Annotated in this window: 15 protein-coding genes; 5 read left to right on the plus strand and 10 right to left on the minus strand. The window is 62.9% G+C overall.

The features are described 5' to 3' along the window. Positions 1-6: 6 nt before the first annotated feature. Complete coding sequence (locus ACFVVC_RS11825; protein ID WP_018769863.1) at positions 7-591, minus strand: histidine phosphatase family protein; 585 nt, start codon at positions 589-591, stop codon at positions 7-9. Next, complete coding sequence (locus ACFVVC_RS11830; protein ID WP_387453082.1) at positions 588-2,096, minus strand: CCA tRNA nucleotidyltransferase; 1,509 nt, start codon at positions 2,094-2,096, stop codon at positions 588-590. Before ACFVVC_RS11830 ends, ACFVVC_RS11825 begins: the two co-directional genes overlap by 4 nt. A gap of 208 nt (positions 2,097-2,304) precedes the next feature. On the opposite strand from ACFVVC_RS11830, the gene ACFVVC_RS11835 reads away from it, so the two are divergent. The 5 genes from ACFVVC_RS11835 (at position 2,305) to trxA (ending at position 8,322) form a co-directional block, all read left to right on the plus strand. Further along, complete coding sequence (locus ACFVVC_RS11835) at positions 2,305-2,805, plus strand: NUDIX hydrolase (protein ID WP_018762826.1); 501 nt, start codon at positions 2,305-2,307, stop codon at positions 2,803-2,805. A 60-nt stretch (positions 2,806-2,865) separates the two neighbouring features. Continuing rightward, on the plus strand, positions 2,866-5,004 hold the full coding sequence (murJ, locus tag ACFVVC_RS11840; protein WP_387453086.1) for a murein biosynthesis integral membrane protein MurJ: 2,139 nt from the start codon (positions 2,866-2,868) through the stop codon (positions 5,002-5,004). A gap of 164 nt (positions 5,005-5,168) precedes the next feature. Continuing rightward, on the plus strand, positions 5,169-6,791 hold the full coding sequence (locus ACFVVC_RS11845; protein ID WP_387453089.1) for an ABC transporter substrate-binding protein: 1,623 nt from the start codon (positions 5,169-5,171) through the stop codon (positions 6,789-6,791). A gap of 211 nt (positions 6,792-7,002) precedes the next feature. Next, positions 7,003-7,959 carry a thioredoxin-disulfide reductase gene (gene trxB, locus ACFVVC_RS11850; protein ID WP_387453092.1) on the plus strand — a complete coding sequence of 319 codons (957 nt, stop codon included), beginning with the start codon at positions 7,003-7,005 and terminating at the stop codon, positions 7,957-7,959. 36 nt (positions 7,960-7,995) lie between these two features. Next, positions 7,996-8,322, plus strand: coding sequence for a thioredoxin (gene trxA / locus ACFVVC_RS11855; RefSeq protein WP_387453095.1), 327 nt, complete (start codon positions 7,996-7,998; stop codon positions 8,320-8,322). Positions 8,323-12,901: 4,579 nt separating this feature from the next. On the opposite strand, the gene ACFVVC_RS11860 is transcribed toward trxA, so the two are convergent. The 8 genes from ACFVVC_RS11860 to rpmH all read right to left on the minus strand — a co-directional run bounded on the left by ACFVVC_RS11860 (position 12,902) and on the right by rpmH (position 18,615). Further along, on the minus strand, positions 12,902-14,185 hold the full coding sequence (locus tag ACFVVC_RS11860) for a ParB/RepB/Spo0J family partition protein (protein ID WP_387453098.1): 1,284 nt from the start codon (positions 14,183-14,185) through the stop codon (positions 12,902-12,904). Between the two features lie 66 nt (positions 14,186-14,251). Continuing rightward, positions 14,252-15,331 carry a ParA family protein gene (locus tag ACFVVC_RS11865; RefSeq protein WP_387453101.1) on the minus strand — a complete coding sequence of 360 codons (1,080 nt, stop codon included), beginning with the start codon at positions 15,329-15,331 and terminating at the stop codon, positions 14,252-14,254. Between the two features lie 89 nt (positions 15,332-15,420). Next, the gene (rsmG, locus tag ACFVVC_RS11870; RefSeq protein ID WP_387453104.1) at positions 15,421-16,071 is read right to left on the minus strand and encodes a 16S rRNA (guanine(527)-N(7))-methyltransferase RsmG; all 651 of its coding nucleotides are present in this window, start codon (positions 16,069-16,071) and stop codon (positions 15,421-15,423) included. Between the two features lie 20 nt (positions 16,072-16,091). Continuing rightward, positions 16,092-16,655 carry a protein jag gene (locus ACFVVC_RS11875; RefSeq protein WP_387453107.1) on the minus strand — a complete coding sequence of 188 codons (564 nt, stop codon included), beginning with the start codon at positions 16,653-16,655 and terminating at the stop codon, positions 16,092-16,094. Beyond that, on the minus strand, positions 16,655-17,626 hold the full coding sequence (yidC, locus tag ACFVVC_RS11880; protein WP_387453110.1) for a membrane protein insertase YidC: 972 nt from the start codon (positions 17,624-17,626) through the stop codon (positions 16,655-16,657). Before yidC ends, ACFVVC_RS11875 begins: the two co-directional genes overlap by 1 nt. 15 nt (positions 17,627-17,641) lie before the next feature. Further along, entirely contained in the window at positions 17,642-18,034 is a 393-nt protein-coding gene (gene yidD, locus ACFVVC_RS11885; RefSeq protein WP_387453113.1) for a membrane protein insertion efficiency factor YidD, read from the minus strand. Further along, positions 18,027-18,437: a ribonuclease P protein component gene (gene rnpA, locus ACFVVC_RS11890; RefSeq protein ID WP_387453116.1), complete on the minus strand. Its 411-nt coding sequence runs from the start codon at positions 18,435-18,437 to the stop codon at positions 18,027-18,029. The genes yidD and rnpA overlap by 8 nt, the downstream gene beginning before the upstream one ends. A gap of 40 nt (positions 18,438-18,477) precedes the next feature. Next, the gene (rpmH, locus tag ACFVVC_RS11895; protein ID WP_003800212.1) at positions 18,478-18,615 is read right to left on the minus strand and encodes a 50S ribosomal protein L34; all 138 of its coding nucleotides are present in this window, start codon (positions 18,613-18,615) and stop codon (positions 18,478-18,480) included. Positions 18,616-18,659 lie beyond the last annotated feature (44 nt).

The following is an 18,659-nucleotide window of genomic DNA, read 5'->3' on the forward strand; positions in this document are numbered from 1 at the left end:
AGGGATTTACAGGCCCCAGCGCACAATAGCGGGCGTCTTCTTATCCCAGCCCAGGGTGCATACTTTGGCGGTGCCGAGGATAAAGTGGCGGCCTTCCGTGGGCGGCAATTCCAGCCAGCGCGCGGTAAGGATCCGGGAGAAATGCCCGTGCGCCACGATCAGCACGTTGTCCATCCCGGATTCCAGGATCCGGCCGATGATCTTGTCCGCCCTCGCCGCCACCTCATCAAGGGTTTCCCCGTTGGGAACGCCGTGGGTCCAGATCAGGTAGTCGGGATTGTCCTTGCGGATCAGGTCCGAGCTGATGCCTTCGTAGTCCCCGTAGTTCCACTCCACCGCAAGCGGTTCGTGCCGGGCATCCGGGAACCCGGCGAGCTCGGCGGTGCGCCGTGCACGCCGCAACGGCGAGGTGAGCACCAGGTCGAAGTCGACGCCGTCCAGGACCTTGCGTGCCTCCACGGCCTGCTGTTCGCCTTCCACGGTCAGGGGGAGGTCGGTGAGACCCGTGTACTGCCCGCTCTTGGACCATTCAGTTTCACCGTGACGGAGGATCCACAGCTGGGGGCGCGGAGCGAAGGCGGGGTTGGTCATTTGGACTCCTCAGCGGGTGAAGGTTCGACGACGGCGGGAGAGGCTCCGGGTGCGGGCCCGGCAGGTGCTGATTCCGGCTGTTGGGCCCACCAGCGGAGCAGGCGCGCCTCGGCCTCTTCCGCGGGCAATGGTCCGTGTTCCATCCGTTCGTTAAGGAGGAACTTGTAGGCGCGGCCCACCACGGGGCCTGGTTTGAGCCCCAGCAGCTCCATGATCCGGGCTCCGTCCAGGTCCGGGCGCACTGCCTCCAGGGATTCCTGTTCGCGGAGCGCGGCAATGCGGGACTCAAGGTCGTCGTAGGCGAAGGACAGCCTGTCGGCCTTGCGCTGGTTTCGGGTGGTGACGTCGGACCGGGTGAGCCGGTGCAGCCGTTCGAGCAGCGGGCCTGCGTCGGTGACGTACCGCCGGACAGCAGAGTCGCTCCAGCCGGCATCGCCGTAGCCATAGAAACGCATGTGGAGTTCCACCAGCCGTGCAACGGCCTTGGTGGTGTCATTGTCGAACCGAAGGGCTTTCATCCGTTTGGAGGTGAGCTTGGCACCCACCATGTCGTGGTGGCGGAAGCTCACCGCGCCGCCCGGTTCGAAGCGGCGCGTCGCCGGCTTGCCGACGTCGTGCATCAACGCTGCGAAGCGCAGCACGAAGTCAGGGCCCGGAACTGGACCTTCGGCGTCCGTTTCAAGCTCCGCTGCCTGCTCCAGGACCTGGAGGGAGTGCTGGTAGACGTCCTTGTGCCGGTGGTGCTCATCGGCTTCGAGCCGGAGGGCGGAGACCTCGGGCAGCACGTACTCGGCCAGCCCCGTGTCCACCAGGAGATCCACGCCCACGCGAGGCCGGGCACCGCAAATCAGTTTGACCAGTTCGTCCCGCACCCGCTCCGCGGAAATGATCCTGATCCGGTCAGCCATGTGGATCATGGCCTCCCGGACGTCGTCGCGGACCGAGACGCCCAGCTGCGCGGCGAAGCGGGCCGCCCGCATCATCCGCAACGGGTCATCGGAGAAGGAGGCCTCCGGCGCCCCCGGCGTGGCCAGCAAGGAGGCGTGTAGGTCCCGCACCCCGCCGAACGGATCCACCAGTTCCAGGGAAGGCAGTTTCAGCGCCATGGCATTGATGGTGAAGTCGCGCCGCAGCAGGTCGTCGGTGAGGGAGGAACCAAACGCCACCACGGGCTTGCGGGAGTCGGGATCGTAGGCCTCCGCCCGGTAGGTGGTGATCTCGATCTGGAAGCCGCCCTTGCGCATGCCGATCGTGCCGAACGCACGCCCGATCTCCCAGAAGTTGTCCGCCCACTTCTTGATCAGTGCCACCGTCTGGTCCGGCGTGGCATCCGTCGTGAAGTCGAGGTCGGGAGAAACCCGGCCCAGGAAAAGGTCGCGCACTGGCCCGCCCACAAGGGACAGCTCGTGGCCGGCATCCACGAACCGCTGTCCGAGCTCCAGGACCACCGGGTCCACCTTGAAGTCAACGGTGTGGGAATCAATCTTGTGATGTGCGTGCGACATAGTTCCTTAAGCTTGGCAGAAACCAGCGGCGCGGCAGTCCAAAAAAGCGTCAAGATCAGCGCTGATTGACGTTCCCGGTCTCAAATTGCGTCACATCCCGTCCATGTTGGTGTCATGTTCCGGTCATCACGAACGGGCAACAGTCGTTAGAGTGGACTCCATGGCCCATCCAGTACCGAGCGCTCCCGGCAGGAGGACGAACGCACCATTGCCATCGGCAATCGGGGCGCACGTTGCCCCTGCCCAGCAATCGGCACCGGCCTCGCTGCCAACGGTTGAGGAAGTGTCGGCTGGCGGCGTTGTGGTGGACACGTCCGACGCCGAATTGAGGGTTGCGATCATCGCCCGCCTCAATCGCGGCGGGCGTTTGGAATGGTGCCTGCCCAAGGGGCATCCGGAGGGCAAGGAAAACAACGAGCAAGCGGCCGTCCGCGAGATCGCCGAGGAAACCGGCATCGAGGGAGACATCCTGGCGCCGTTGGGCAGCATCGACTATTGGTTCACGGTCAGCGGCCACCGGGTCCACAAAACCGTGCACCACTACCTCCTTCGCGCCACAGGCGGCGAGCTCACCATCGAGAACGATCCCGACCAGGAAGCCGTGGATGTGGCCTGGGTTCCCATCCAGGAGCTCGCCCGGAAGCTGTCCTTCCCCAACGAACGCCGCATCGCGGACCTCGCCCGCGAGGTCCTGCCCGGACACCTCTAGGCCCGGACGCCGCCGTCGTCATTGCGGTGTTACGGGCCGGTGGGTGAGACGATGAACTCGATGTCAGCTACCAACTTTCCTTCCGACCGGCCCGGCCGGCCCGATGATGCCGCACCCGGCGATGCAACCGCCGAGGCGCCGGCACCGGAGACCGCGCAGCCCGCGGCCGCGGGTCCCAGCGAGTCCCGTTCCAGCGCCATCATGGCCGCAGGGACGCTCGTTTCCCGTTTCCTGGGCTTCGGCAAAACCTGGATGCTCGGCACCGCCCTGGGCCTTGGCTCGACCGTCAACGACACGTTCATCAATGCCAACAACCTGCCCAACCTGATCTTCCTCCTGGTGGCCGGCGGTGTCTTCAACGCCGTACTGGTTCCGCAAATCATCAAGGCAAGCAAGGCTCCGGACAGGGGAGCGGACTACATCAGCCGGCTGCTGACGCTCGCCGTCCTGCTCCTGTTCGGCCTGACGGCGCTGGTGACACTGGCCGCACCGGGGGTCATCGAGCTGACCACACAGGGATATTCGCCGCAGCAGAAGGCCCTCGCGGTCACGTTCGCCTTCTGGTGCCTGCCGCAGATCTTCTTCTACGGCCTCTACGCCCTGCTCACCCAGGTGCTGAACGCCAACGGCGCTTTTGGTCCAGCCATGTGGGCACCCATCCTGAACAACGTGGTGGCCATCGCGGGCCTGGGCATGTTCATCTGGATCTTCGGCAGCAATGAAGTAAGCGGTCATACGCTGGAGAACTGGGGCTCCACGCAGACGCTGCTGGTCGCCGGATTCTCCACCATTGGCGTGCTTTCCCAGACGGCCATCCTGCTGGTTCCGGTGTTCCGGCTGCGGCTTGGCCTCCGCCCCCGGTTCGGCTGGCGGGGCGTGGGACTGGGGCACGCTGCCAAGCTGAGCGTGTGGACACTCCTGACGGCCGCCGTCGGACAACTGGCGTTCCTGTACGTCATGCGCATCGCCACCATTCCCGGCGCGGAACGCATCCGGCTGCAGGAGGCGGGGGATCCCGCGGCGTCCATCCTTCCGGGCAACGCGGTCCTGGAGGTGGCCAGCCAGCTGTACCTGCTGCCGCACTCCATCATTGCGCTGTCCCTGGCCACGGTGCTGTTCAACCGGATGACCCGCGCATCGCAGGAAGGGAACCGCGCCGAACTGCGCGACGCCCTCTCGCACGGCCTGCGCACCATGGCGGTGGCCACTGTGTTTGGCGCCCTGGCGCTCTTTGCCCTGGCCGGTCCGTTGGGGATGTTCTTCTCCGGCGGCTCGCGCCAGGACGGCGTCATGCTGGCCCAGACGCTCACCATCCTTGCCCTCAGCACCCCCTTCATGAGTGCCAACTTCATGATGTCCCGGGTGTTTTATGCCAACGAGGACGCACGCACGCCGTTCTACGTCCAGCTGCTGTTGGCCGTCGTATACGTGGCAGGCGCCTTCGCCATCCAGTTCCTGCCGGTCGGCCGGATCATCTACGCCATCGCCGTCCTCTATATGGTGGGCAACATCCTCTCGGTGGTGATCAGCGCGGTCTTCCTGCGCCGCCTCCTGGGGCACCTGGATGGCGCCCGGATCGCCAACTCCTACATCCGGATGGGGTACGCGGCATTGGGCTCGGCGATCGCCGGTGCGGGCGGCCTGTGGCTCATGGGCAGCTACAACCCGGACGGCTTCGCCTGGCAGAACCGGGGGACTGCACTGGTGACGGTCGTCGTCGTCGGGCCTGTCATGCTCGCCGTCTACTTCGTCCTTCTTCGGCTGTTCCGGGTCACTGAACTGGGCGACATGCTCCGGCCGCTGCTGGGCCGGCTGGGCCGCGGCCCTGCCGGTGCTCCGCCGACGGGGACCACGCCGCCGCCCTCTGACTCGGGGGGAACGGACGGGGAACGCGTTCACCGTCCGGAGCGGGCCACCACGTCCGTGGACACCGGCCTCATTCCCCGGATTTCCGGGGAGTTCGACGCCGTCTCCTTCCGCGCCGGCCCGGATCCGGAGCGCGGAGTGCGCCGCCAGGACCTGAACGACGACGGCAGCCACCAGGCGCCGGCGGCCGACTACCTGCCCGGTGAGGAACAGCCCGCCACGGCGCGCGGAGGCCTGCTCAGCGAACAGATTCCCCTTCCCGGTCGCCGGACGTACCAAGGCAAGGCCGGCGAGAACCCGTACTTCAAGAACCGCCGCCCACGGAAAAAGTGATGCCGCTGCGGTTTGGCGCCGGTCTTCTCCACGGCCGTCCGGGGCTGATCGGCTAGGATCGAACAGGTACAGGGGTAGTTGCATTCAGGGTTCGGCCGTGCGCGGCGCCTGAACGGCGGTTGCGTCATTGAGGCCGGCAATCCCGGACAGTCTAGGAGGAACACGTGTCCAACCCGATCGATGTCGGATCAGTACTGGGCGGCCGTTACAAGGTCACAGCCACGGTGTTGGCCTCCCACGACCACGATCTGGTGCTTGACGGCGTGGACCAGGTCCTCAACCGGCCGGTCAGCATCCTGGTTGCAGGCCCGGAGAACACGGAGCAGGTAGCCCAGAGCGCCCGCGAAGTGGCCACCGGCGAACGCCCCGGCACGGTACAGGTATTGGACCTCGGCGTCACGGAGGATACCACCTACCTCATCACCAACCACACCTCCGCAGCAGACCTCCTTGACCTTGTGGTGGCGTCCAATCCGCCCTACGTCGAACCCTTCTTCACGGACACGCTGGGCAGTGAGATCTTCGGCCAGGCGCGTTCCCGCGAACCCGAGCCCTACGACGAGGAAGACAACGTCGACGCCGGGTACATCAACTACGCCGATTCGCACCCGAGCCAGGTTGATCCTTATCCTTCCGCGCCGGCTGCGCCGCCCAGGCCCACGGTCCGGCCCGCAGGCCAGGCACCCTCGGTGCCTCCGGCTTCCGGCCGCGCCGGTGCTGTAGGTGCCGCGGCCGCAGGTGCCGCAGCAGCTGGTGCAGGGGCCGCGGTAGCGGGTCGACGGCCCGCCAGCGTTGATCCGGATGCCACTGCCGCCCAGCCCGTACAGCCTGCAGCCGAGCGCGGCGCCGGCTTCGAGCCGGCAGACACTGCGGACACGGACACTGGCCCTACCGACACCACGCAGGCTCAGCCCCGGCAGTCCGTTTCGGACGGCAAGCCGAAGGTTTCCCTGTGGTCTGATGACGACTACGCGCAATCGGGCGACGACGACGACCACCAGGACGGCGACGCCCCGCACGAGCCCCGCAGCGGCAGCGGCAGGTCCGCCCTGTTTGCCCGTGCTGCGGCCCCGGCTGCCGCCGGCACCGCATTTGCCGACCGCGACGATGACGACGACGACCGTGATGAGTCCGATAGCCAGCCACGTTCCATGCGCTGGCTGGTTGGCGGCCTCCTGGCGGTTGTGCTGATTGCAGGCCTGATCTTCGCCGTCACCAACCTTGGCAGCCTCTTCACCCCATCCCAGCCCCAGGCCAAGTCGACTCCGGCCGCCAGCACCAGCGCACCCCAGGCGTCCGCGCCGGCCACGCAGGCAGCCCCGTCAGCTCCGCCGGCGGTGCCGCCCGCTATTGAAAGTGTGACCCGGCAGGGGAACTTCGACTTTGCTGCCACGTTCGATGGCGACCTGGTCAAGGCATATGACGGCAACAACGCCAGCTACTGGTCCGACATGGAGTTCGCCACTGAAAACTGGGGAGGCTTGGCCCCGCAGGGCGTTCCGCTGGTGGTGAAGCTGAAGAGCAAGGCCACTGTTTCTTCCGTTACCCTCTCCCAGCTTGGCGGATCGGGCGGCAACATCACCGTCTACACCAACGACCAGCCGTCCCTGGACGGCGCCAAGTCCATTGGCACCAGCAGTTTCACGTCCACGGACCTGAACATGCCGCTTCCCGAGCCGGTCCAGGCGCAGTACGTGATTGTTTCCATCAATTCGCTTCCCAAGCTGGCGGCTCCGAAAACCCGTTACGGTTACGGCCTCCGCCTGGCGGAAATCAAGGTCCAGTAAACCGCCCCCACACCGCGGTTGTTACAGCCGCGCCAGGTGTCCCAGGCGGGGAATGTAGTCTGGAAAGAGCGCCCTGCGAAGGCTAGTCCTGTACCTTTTGCGGTGGTTCACCTTGTCCGGGCGCTGGAATATTCAGCACGCGGGCACGGTTGTGCCATGTGGCCGGCCTCCAAGGGGAGGCGAGTCGAACAAGGAAGAGGTTCACGTTCCAGTGACCATCGAAGAAAACACGGCGTCCGACGTACGTGATGTCATCATCGTGGGCTCGGGCCCGGCAGGCTACACGGCAGCCGTGTACACCGCTCGGGCAAACCTCAAGCCCCTGTTGCTCGCAGGTTCAGTGACTGCCGGCGGCGAGTTGATGAACACCACGGATGTGGAGAACTACCCCGGCTTCCCCGAGGGAATCATGGGGCCGGACCTGATGGAAAACTTTGAGAAGCAAGCCGCCAGGTTTGGCACTGAAATCCAGTTTGAGGATGTCACCGGGCTTGACCTCCAAGGCCCGGTGAAGACAGTCACCATCGGCACGGGGGAGACCTTCAAGGCGAAGGCTGTCATCCTTTCCACCGGCTCGGCGTACAGGGAGTTGGGACTGCCGAATGAAAAGCGGCTGTCCGGTCATGGCGTCAGCTGGTGTGCAACCTGCGACGGTTTCTTTTTCAAGGACCAGGACATTGCCGTCATTGGCGGCGGCGACTCCGCAATGGAGGAAGCCCTCTTCCTCACAAAGTTTGCGAAATCTGTAACGGTTGTACACCGCCGTGATTCGCTCAAGGCTTCCAAGATCATGGCGGACCGGGCACTCGCCCACGAGAAGATTACCTTTGCGTGGAACAGCACCGTGGACGATGTCCTCGGGGATGACAAAGTCACCGGACTGCGGTTGAAGAATCTGCTGGACGGATCCGAGTCTGAGCTTGCCGTCACGGGTGTCTTTGTCGCAATCGGCAACGATCCGCGCACCGATCTCGTCAAGGACGTCCTGGAGTTGACGCCCGAGGGAACCATCGCCGTGGAGGGCCGGAGCTCCCGCACAAGCCTTCCGGGTGTGTTCGCGGCCGGCGACGTTGTTGACCCGACCTACCGCCAGGCAATCACTGCTTCCGGTTCCGGATGTGTTGCGGCTATCGACGTCGAACACTATCTGGCCGACCTGCCCGCATAATCCGCGCCACTATTATCCGAAGAGAAAGACAAGGTTATGAGCAACGCAAAAGATGTAACTGACGCAAGTTTCGGCACCGATGTCCTGTCCGCTGACAAGCCGGTTATCGTAGACTTCTGGGCCGAGTGGTGCGGCCCCTGCCGTAAGCTGGGCCCGATCCTCGATGAGATCTCGGTCGAATACAGCGAGAAGGTTGACGTGGTCAAGGTCAACGTGGATGACAACCCGGCAATTGCCGCCGAATACGGCATTACCTCTATTCCGGCCGTTTACCTCTTCCAGGGCGGCGAAGTAAAGAGCACGGTCATCGGTGCAAAGCCGAAGCAGTTCTTTGAGAAGGAATTCTCTGACGTTCTGTCCTGATCTGCGGCACTCTTGGTGCTGAACAAGAGATAGGCTGGAAGTGGCTCCCGTCGCCAGGCGGGGGCCATTTTTTTTGTGCCGTTCTTGATGCGGAAATGTACGGCGGTGGCCATCTCGGCCTCCAGGTGAACGAAATTCGTTGTAGGGGGTGGCCGGTGTCTTCAGAGGACAAGTACGTTTCACGTGAAACATCCTTGTATACCGTCCCGTCTCACCCGCCCACGGATTGCAGACCTGGACCATCAGTTTTGGACAGCTGGGTGGCAGCACATACGCGGGGGAGATGAAATCGCAACCCTTCGACGGATCGTCTCTCTTCATGTATTTACCCCCAGGGTTCCTTCAACATGACCCCGGGGCCGAGCAGGCCATGACACGAGCCCGCAGCCTCCAGTGTGGGATGACCGGCCCTCTCCCAGGACAAAATGGCGGCTCCGTCGCAAAGGGATACGTGTTTCACGTGAAACACGGCGGGCCCTCTGCGCCCTACGGGCCTGTAGATTCAAAGATTCACTCGCACCGCTGACCAGCCCTCGGCTGCCCACCAGTGCGGCGCTCTATTGGTCCTGGGACGTGACCGTGTGTATGTTCATAAGCTTCCGATTCGATCCGATGAGGCTTGCCCACAATCCGTCCCGCAGTACCCAACCTCGTTATACGCCACCGTCGCAAGGTAAGAGTGCGTAGGGCCCTGGAACAGGGGACCATACGTGGCTTTGGTAGCTCCGTAAAAAGGAGCTCACAGACCAGGATATTTACGCGACAGCAGCTAAGAGCCGGCAGTTCCTCGCAATGCGCGCCAGTACCGCAGAAGCCCCATACTTGTTCGGCTGCACTGCCATCCGGCTGTGCAGCGGCAACAAGGGGCTGGAAGTAACAACCAGCCAAGTAGGCCCCTGGCCATTCCAAGCAGGAGGAGCCCACCGCGTCCAAGGCCGGATGTCCCCGCGTAAGCTTCCCTCTGACACTACAGTCCCAACGTCGAGACTCCGTAGACGGTTTCGCACAGTTCGGCCAGTAGGCCTTCTCCGGGAACAGTGCGTCGGCGCACAAGCCGCATGTCTAGCTGTGGCTGAACCTTTCGAGCGCACCTGGCTCGGGTTTTGCTCACCCCCGGCCACATAGAGGACGGCATCGGACTGTACGAACAAGGCCGCCCGGCTCAGCGGCCGATGTGCTAGTCGGTCCGTGCCTTTCCCGCACCCGGGCACCCCAGACTACCTCAGCGATCAGTTCTCGTACCCACAGTATGAACGGCATCGATGATTGTGGACACTGTAGGCCTTCAGGACGGGCGGGTGCATCGCCGCTTTCACCTTCAGGGTCGGATTCATGTTTCACGTGAAACAGACAGTGGCAGACTCTATCCCACGCCCGTCCAACACCGGGCCATCCAGTCGCCCGGGATGGGATGGCCCCAGAACCCACCGGGCAGCTGCTGACCGCTGCTGCCGCCTAACATCCACGCTCGATGCTACCTACTGCTCTTCGCGGCTCGTGGTCGACTGTAATGGGCCCTCGGCTGATGTCACATTGTGGTACTCCCCGAGACTAAATCGCTCATCTCCTCCCTGGAGTATTAGACGCCGCGTGGTGGCAGCTGTGCGCCAGCAGTCCCAGTGCTGACAATGAGAGGGACTGATGATGAGAGCCGACGGGAGCTCGGAGACTCAGAACGATGTGAATCTCAGTTCATTGCTGGGAGATGGCGACATGGGGGGCGAAGCCCTGGTTGAAGTCACGACTGTAGGGGGCTGGACCCTCCTGGAGACAGTACCTGGACTTCGGGGTGAGCCAGAGAAGTAGGAGCCGGATCCCCGCCTTCTGGACCAGCAGACACGAAGACCCAGGTCACGGACGCAGGACTCCTCCCTGGGAGTCGTACGCAGTCAGGTGGACCCACTACAGCCTCACAGGCGGTGCAAACCAGCGCCCACGCCAGCCGTTCCCCAGGGGAATACGAACTGAATTGCTGCGCCCTAAGGTGAACTTGTTCACACTTTATCCACAGGGAAGTCGTCCTGTTTTCCACACAGATATCCACAGGCTAAGGGGGATCGGCACCGTAACCCTAGGTCCACGTCAAGCAAGCCGCGGGCCCCATTTCCCTTGCCAGCCTCCAGGGAGGCAACCCTGGTTCTCCATTGGGGCGGCCCTTCAGTGCTCCACATTCAAAATTGATGGGCGAAACAGCCGAATTTCTACGTAAACCATTACTATTACCGCTGAACGGATCCTTTATATCACGTTTCACGTGAAACATAATAAGCTGCCTCAGCCCCGGCAGTCGTACTGGCCCAGAGGACGTCGATCGGATGCTGCCCGATGATCATCCACATCTCCGTACAACTGTGGATTTCGCGCCTTGGTTATGCACACAGTTATCCACAGCGATATCCACCGCGACCTAGCCTTTGGCTGGGGAGGGCTGCAGCACCATCGCGGGCCACAGCTCCGTTAGGCGGGGCGGCTTCGGGGTTTCCAGGGCAGCTATTACGGGACCGATCCGGCCGCAATACTGACGCTGGAGGTGGGCCACAATTCATGCGGCGCTGAGACCCCCGGGGATCCGCGGAGACATCAAGTTTGCCCCATCGCCCCAAACTATCCGGACTCCCACTCCGGTGGTCTGGCGGTGCACTGCTTCAATTTATCGACACGCCCTGTCTCTTGCGGATCGGCGCGGACGTAGCCGGCCACATGCCTGCATTCTCGAAGGGCGCTCTGACGAGAGTAGTCGGTAGTTTGGATAAGTAGGGCGAACCGGTCCCTGGTTGTCCCTGGGGCAGCGTGGGCAGGCTTGGAGCATGCCCCGACAGGTCGTCGCAGCGTACCCCGCCGTAAAAGCGTGCAACTGCCTAGGCGTCGTCCGGGACTCTTAGTTGTCACTTACACACCCATTCCGTCCTATCGACGCGGATGAATTATTGGGCCCGACGATGAGGCAGGTTGCTGCACCATACGAGAGCGGTACCAATTCATGCCCAGGGGACATCCACCAAGCCGGCCGGCTCGATCGGGCGGGAACGAAGCATTCCTCCGCCTAAGAAGTTCGTATCGGTAACGGAGGCCGGGGGATCAGTGCTACGCACTATGGTCTTGGACTGCGAACGCCAGTGAAATAGACCTAAGACCGATGCAACTCGGTACCCAGATCAACCCCGTTGTCCTCCCTGGCAATACGCCGCCGGGAGGGCATCCGCGGCTGACTCGTCCGTCACCATCGATGTTTCACGTGAAACAGAGACCCTGCAGCATCGGACAACTGCGAGGCGTCCACCCCAAACACGTGAGATGTCGCTCCAAGACTGGAGCGAACCTCCGAGACTCCAGTGCATGCACATTCACAATCTTCAGAAGCTTCCCACGAGACGGACCAGCATTCTCTAGACCTTTCACATCTCGCGGCGACGAACGAACCATGCGAGCCACGGACCGTGCAATGGACGCGTGCTTGGAGGCAATCTCCGCAGAACACCTGGATACAACTGCATGAGCGGTGCCGCGGCTGCTGGTTTATCCTCGATGCCGGATCTGTAATTCATGAGCTTGTAGCGGGACGCCGTTGGTAGGCCAAGTGCGTGCCCGGTAGTTCCGAATGACGGTCCAGCATAAAACACCGTGGCCGAGCGTATGCGATGGGGAGGGGGTCAGTAAAGCGGAGACTGCCACTTAGTTGAAGCGAATCCCAGTTCAACATCGCCCCTACGCACAAGATGTGACATAGGATTTCGGGAGGATCCGCGTTTCGACGGCCACAGACTTTCCCGCCCGACGCACTCAGGCAAGTGTTCCGCACGCACATCATTTGTCACTTGGTAGGACCGCGCCACTTGGCACGGGGATTTCAATTAGGCAGGCTCCTATGCCACTTAGTTCCTTGGGGGCGGGAATTTGCTGGGGGAACACCCAGCATGCGCACGCGGAAGATGATGCGGGAGCCAGCGTCCGTGGAATTGTTGGCACCGAAACACCGGGAAGGCTCGTTTCACGTGAAACACACACGCGTCTGTGGAGGGGGATCCCGGCTTGGCAGACCAAGTCGAAGCGGCCAGCGGCTACACTTCAACTGTCATCGACAGGGGACACCGCAGAAGGCCCCGGAACATCCGCTCCGTGCCGCCTGGAGAGCCCCTGGCGGGGCGAACTACACACTTCATCGTCACTGTCTCGGCCCCTACGTGCGAGGCCTGCAGCCCTACGAGGAGGCCGCAGACGGCGCCGACTTAGTCGATTGCCCATAATCGCCAGCATCCAACGACGACAAGCAGCGGTTGTCAGCTAGAAGGTAGTGAATCTGGGAAGAAATGCGGGCATCCATAAACCTCAGAGGGGACCGGTTACGGTGATGCGGGCCTTGGGCTCGGTTCGCCTGCTGCACCCTCGATGGTTCCGCGCAAAGGGATCACCAGGGCTAAGACAGAGGGGATAGGACAACGACGAGTCCCACTCCAAGCAAGACCACTCCCATCAACGCGGTGAAGTCGCAGAACGTCAAGGATTGGGGGTTGGACAAGAATCCAAAAGAGGCCCGATTCGCAGTGAATCGGGCCTCTCGTTGAATTGTCAGTTGGGAGCGCTAGTTGGTGGATCCCGGTGCCAGCACGTCCATGATGCGGTTGAGATCTTCTACGCTGGCAAACTCGATACTGACTTTGCCTTTCCGAACACCGAGGGAGATCTTCACGTTGGTGTCCAGCCGGTCTGAAAGCGATGATGCTAGGTAGTCGAGGCGCTCATGCCGCGCGCCGGGACGGGGGATATTGTTCTTCGCCGGCTTGGCGGGATCCTGGTAAAGCGTGACTGCCTCTTCGGTGGCGCGCACGGACATTCCCTCGGCCACGATCTTCTGGGCGAGCCGTTCCATGGCAGCAGCATCCGGAAGCGAGAGAAGGGCGCGGGCGTGGCCGGCGGACAGCACGCCCGCGGCGACGCGGCGCTGTACCAGCGGGGGCAACTTCAACAGGCGCAGCGTGTTGGACACCTGGGGCCGGGAGCGGCCGATCCGGTCTGCCAGCTGCTCGTGGGTGGTCCCGAAGTCCTCAAGGAGCTGCTGGTACGCCGCTGCCTCTTCGAGGGGATTCAGCTGGCTGCGGTGCAGGTTCTCCAGGAGGGCGTCCCGCAGCAGGTCATCATCCGTGGTGTCGCGGATGATGGCAGGGATGGTCTCCAGTCCGGCAGCCTGGACGGCCCGCCAGCGGCGTTCACCCATGACCAGCTCATAGGGTTCGCTACCGGTTTCGGTTGACGTACGGACAACAATGGGCTGCAGGACTCCGATTTCGCGCACGGAGTGGACAAGCTCGGCCATGTCGTCTTCATCAAAGACGTTTCGGGGCTGTTTACGGTTGGGGTGGATATCACCCACCGGCAGTTCTGCGAACCGTGCGCCGGGTACTTCAACCAACTCGACGCCGGAGTCCGGGATCGCGGCGGGTTCCACCGCAGCCGCTACAGCTTCCGCCTCAGCAGGCTGGACGGCCTCGGCCGGTACCGCTGTAGGCACAGGTGTATCGGCCGTCTTGGACCGCGCAGCAGGAGCCTTCGTGGCGGGAGCCTTCTTCCCGGCTGCCCCATTGGCGGCCGCGGCCGCAGTGGTGGGCTTGTCGCTGCCTGCGGATTTGGCGGTACTTGTCTTGGCTGCGGAAGCCCGGGGTGCAGGAGCCGGGTTTGCCGTCTCCTGAGCCTTGGTTGCGGCCGGCGGTTCCGGCTGCTGTACGGGTTCAGTCTTCTTCCGGCCTTCCGGAAAAAACAGATCCACTGGCCGCGATACCGCTGCACCGTTGGCAGAACCATTGGCTGCGGCGGAACTTGGAATCAGCGCGCCAAGACCGCGGCCTAAGCCCCGTCGCTTCTCGCTCATGGGTAAATCCCTCCAGTGGTGAAGCCAGGATGACCCAGGCCTCCATGCGTTGCGGTATTGAAGATTCTAGCGTTCCGCTATTTCAGCAGCGGCTTCCAGATAGGACAGGGCACCACTTGAGGACGGGTCGTAGGTCATGACCGTCTGCTGGTAGCTGGGAGCTTCAGAGATCCGCACCGAGCGGGGCACGACGGCGGAGAGCACCTGGTCAGGGAAGTGCTGGCGTACTTCCGCGGCAACCTGGGCAGCAAGGTTGGTACGGCCGTCGTACATGGTGAGCAGGATCGTTGAAACAACGAGGTCCGCGTTGAGATGCTTCTGGATCATCTCAATGTTCTTGAGGAGCTGGCTGAGGCCTTCCAGGGCGTAGTACTCACACTGGATGGGAATCAGCACTTCACTGGCGGCGCAGAAGGCGTTGACCGTCAGGAGGCCAAGGCTGGGCGGGCAGTCAATGAAGACGTAATCGAGCCGCTCTTCGCCATTCTTTTCGCGGGTCTTCGCGTAGACGTCGATTGCGCGTCGCAGCCGTTGTTCCCGGGCAACCAGGGACACGAGCTCGATCTCGGCACCTGCCAGGTGGATCGTGGCGGGCGCGCAGATCAGCTTGCCAATGTCCGGGCAGGGGGCAACAACATCTGCCAGCGGGACGTCGTTGATCAGGACGTCGTAGATGCTGTCCACATCCGCGTGGTGTTCAATACCCAGGGCGGTGGAGGCGTTGCCCTGCGGATCGATGTCGATGACCAGGACGTTGAGTCCGGCAGCTGCAAGGGCTGCGGCAATGTTCACGGTCGTCGTGGTTTTGCCCACGCCGCCCTTCTGGTTTGAAACGGTGAAGATCCGGGTCTGCTCCGGACGCGGGAGCTCGCGTCCCATCAGGCGTTCCCGGCGCTTGGTCTCGTGTGCGAGCTCACGGGCGATAGGACTCGAATCATCAATGGCATCGATAACGTTTGACCTACCGGAAGAGGTTGTTTCACGTGAAACTCCGGTTCCGACTGCACCAGTGGCCGGCCGTGGATGGTTACCTCCGCGGGCGGGGGCCATTCCCAAACCGGTCAACCCGGATCCAGCGACGGAACGTGCCGACCCCAGAGACACAAACGGCGGGATCCGTTGTGCGGAGGCTTCACTACTCGTCACTGGGGCACACTCACTCTCGTTCAGCCAATTTTGCTGCCGTTGTCTAGCCTAACTGCTCCACCCGTCTGACCGCCGTCAGCGGGCCCACTTTAGGACTTCTTTTGGGACTTGTTCACTACGATGCGCACCACAGTGGTGGGCTCCTCGAGCAGGTTGTCACCAACGGTGACCACCGATGTCTGCACACCGCCGAGCTTGCGGATGACCTTCGCAGCCTTTTCGATCTCTTCCCCGGCACTGCGGCCCTTGATCGCCACCACTTCACCGTGTCCGGCAAGGAGCGGAATGGTCAGGCCTGCAAGGTTCGTCAGGGCCGAGACGGCACGGGCCGTGACCACGTCAGCGTCCACCTGCCCCACCGCCAGTTCGGCCCTGGTGCGCATGACGGTGACGTTGTCCAAGCCCAGGTCATCCACCACTTCCTGGAGCCAAATAACCCGGCGTTCGAGGGGTTCGATGAGTGTCAGTTCGAGGTCTGGGCGGGCAATCGCAAGGCACAGTCCAGGCAGGCCTGCCCCGCTTCCGACGTCGGCCACGTGGCTTCCCTGGGCGATCTCACTTTCGATGACCGCGCAATTGAGCACGTGACGGCTCCACAGGCGGGGCACCTCGCGGGGCCCGATCAGCCCGCGCTCGGTCCCGGAAGTGGCCAGGTGCTCCACATAGCGCTTGGCCAGGTCCAGGCGGTCGCCAAAAATCTTCTCAGCAGCGCGAAGCTCTGCTGCCGTGATATCAACCATGGTTATCGTGCTGGCATTCTCTAGTCTGCGGAAACAACAATGTGGCGCCCGGAGCCCTCGCCCTCGGATTCGCTGACCAATCCGAGGTCAGCCACGGCGTCGTGCACAATCTTGCGTTCGTAGGCACTCATCGGCTCGAGGGCAACCGGCTTACCGGTTTCCTTGACGGATGCTGCGGCGTCTTCGGCAATCTTCTGCAGGTGGCCGGTACGTTCCTGGCGGTAGCCGTTGATGTCCAGCACAAGCCGTGAACGGTTCTCTGTGGCGGAGAGTACGGCCAGCCGGGTGAGCTCCTGGAGAGCCTCCAGCACTTCGCCGTCTTCGCCTACCAGGCCCTCAAGTCCCTCGGCTTCATCCTCCGCGACAATTGAGATGTAGGTGCGGCCGTTGCGGACCTCGATGTCGATGTCGCCGTCGATGTCGGCGATGTCCAGCAGTTCCTCCAGGTAATCGGCGGCGACGTCGCCCTCTTCTTCGAGGCGGCTGGCGGCGGAGGCCTTGGTGGGGGAAGCGTCCTGGTTCACGGACTCGTCCTGGTCTGCAATTTCTTCGGAAAGGACGTGCTCGGTGCTCTCGGCTGACATTACTTCTTCTTCCTGTTCTTGCGCTGGGGCTGGACGCGCTGTCCCTTGGCTTCCACTGCGGCAGCCTCGGCAGCGTCGGCTGCTTCATCCCGCTTGCCGGTCAGGACGGACAGGGCCGGCAGGCCCTTGGCGGCGCGGCGTTCGGCGAGGGCCTTGGCAGCGGGGGATCCCGGCGTCGGCATGCGGCGGATCACAAAGAACTGCTGTCCCATGGTCCAGAGGTTGGTGGTGGTCCAGTAGATCAGGACGCCGATGGGGAAGTTGATGCCACCCACGCCGAAGACCAGCGGCAGGATGTAGAGCATCATCTTCTGCTGGCGCATGAACGGGCTGGCCATGGCGTCTTCCGACATGTTCTTGGCCATGATCTGCTTCTGGGTGATGAACTGCGAGGCTGTCATGGCCAGGATCATGACGATCGAGAGGATCCACACCGCGGTTTGATTTCCGCCGCCGCCGCCGTGCAGCAGGGACGCGGACAGCGGCGCGCCGAAGATGCTGGAGGCATCGAACTCCACCACCTGTTCGTGGCTCATCGCACCGATGCCGGCACCCTGGTCCTTCGCCTGGGAAATGCCCGAGAGCACCTGGAACAGGGCAAAGAAGAACGGCATCTGGATCAGCATGGGGAGGCAGGCCGAGAACGGATTGGTCCCGTGCTTCTTGTACATGGCCATCTGTTCCTGGGCCATGGCTTGGCGGGACAGCTGGTCGGTTTTGCCTTTGTACTTCTCTTGCAGCTTCTTCAGGTCCGGCTGCAGCAGCTGCATGCCGCGCTGGGCCTTGATCTGCTTGACGAATACCGGGATCAGCGCGGCACGAATCACCAGCACCAGCCCGATGATGGCCAACGTCCAGGTCCAGCCGTTCGCGGCGGGCATGCCGATGCTGCTCAGCCCGTCGTGGAACGCCACCATGATGAACGAAACCAGCCACTTGAACGGGCCGATTATTGCTCCAAAGATGTCCATACTTATCCCTATTCGTCAGGCCGCACTGCGGCCTTCTTCATCAGTCCGAGCAACCAGGTACTTGTCCGGATTGTTCAGCACAACAATTGTGGGGGTTCGGCCCGCGGGCCATTCCCGGCCGCCGGCGGGGACGTGGTCCACTCCGCCGGCATTCCATGGGTGGCAGTGGCCAAGGCGGCGGACTGCGAGCCAGCATCCCTTGACAGCGCCGTGGACGGTGACCGCTTCAAGGGCATAGGCCGAGCATGAAGGGAAGAATCGGCAGACGGGGCCGTACAAGGGAGAAACCACCTTGCGGTAGGCCATCAGCAGGAGGATGAGGATGTTCCGGGGCAGGTTCCAGAGGAACGTTGCAACGGCGGCAGCCACGTGCCGGATACGGGCGACGACGGCAGTGGCGTTAGGCACGCGTTGTCCCCTCCCGTGTTGTACCGGCCGAACCTTTGGCGGCTGGCCGTGATGGCCGTCCGGCCAGCCGGTTCTGCGTTGTTTCCAGTGCTGCGTTGTAATCCGCCCGCAGTTGATCCCAACTGGCAGACGCGGAGGCGGGCAGTGCCCGCACCACGATGGCGAGTCCAGTTGCGTGTTCGCTCAGTGAGGCGGCAGCCGCTTCCCTCAGTCTCCTCTTAACGAGGTTCCTGACCACGGCGTTCCCTACACTCTTGGAAACAATGAACCCGATCCGGCTGGGTTCGTCGGCAGCGATGGCTGCCGCATATAACACTACGTTCCGGCGTCCATTGCGGACACCGGAACGTACGGTTGTTGAAAAATCGGTTGCAGTCCTCAGGCGGTTGCGGGCGGCCAGCACCTTAAACTCGCAAAGGGATGTCTACCGACAAGTCAGTTATTTAGGCCGAAAGCTCGGTACGGCCCTTGCCACGACGGGCTGCCAGGATGGCGCGGCCGGCACGGGTACGCATACGAAGGCGGAAGCCGTGCTTCTTGGCTCGACGGCGGTTATTCGGCTGAAAAGTCCGCTTGCTCACGTTAGTTACTCCAGTGGATCAAAGGTGCGCCCACCCGATCAATA

The organism is Pseudarthrobacter sp. NPDC058196 (assembly GCF_042882685.1).
In the GTDB taxonomy this organism is placed as follows: Bacteria; Actinomycetota; Actinomycetes; order Actinomycetales; family Micrococcaceae; genus Arthrobacter.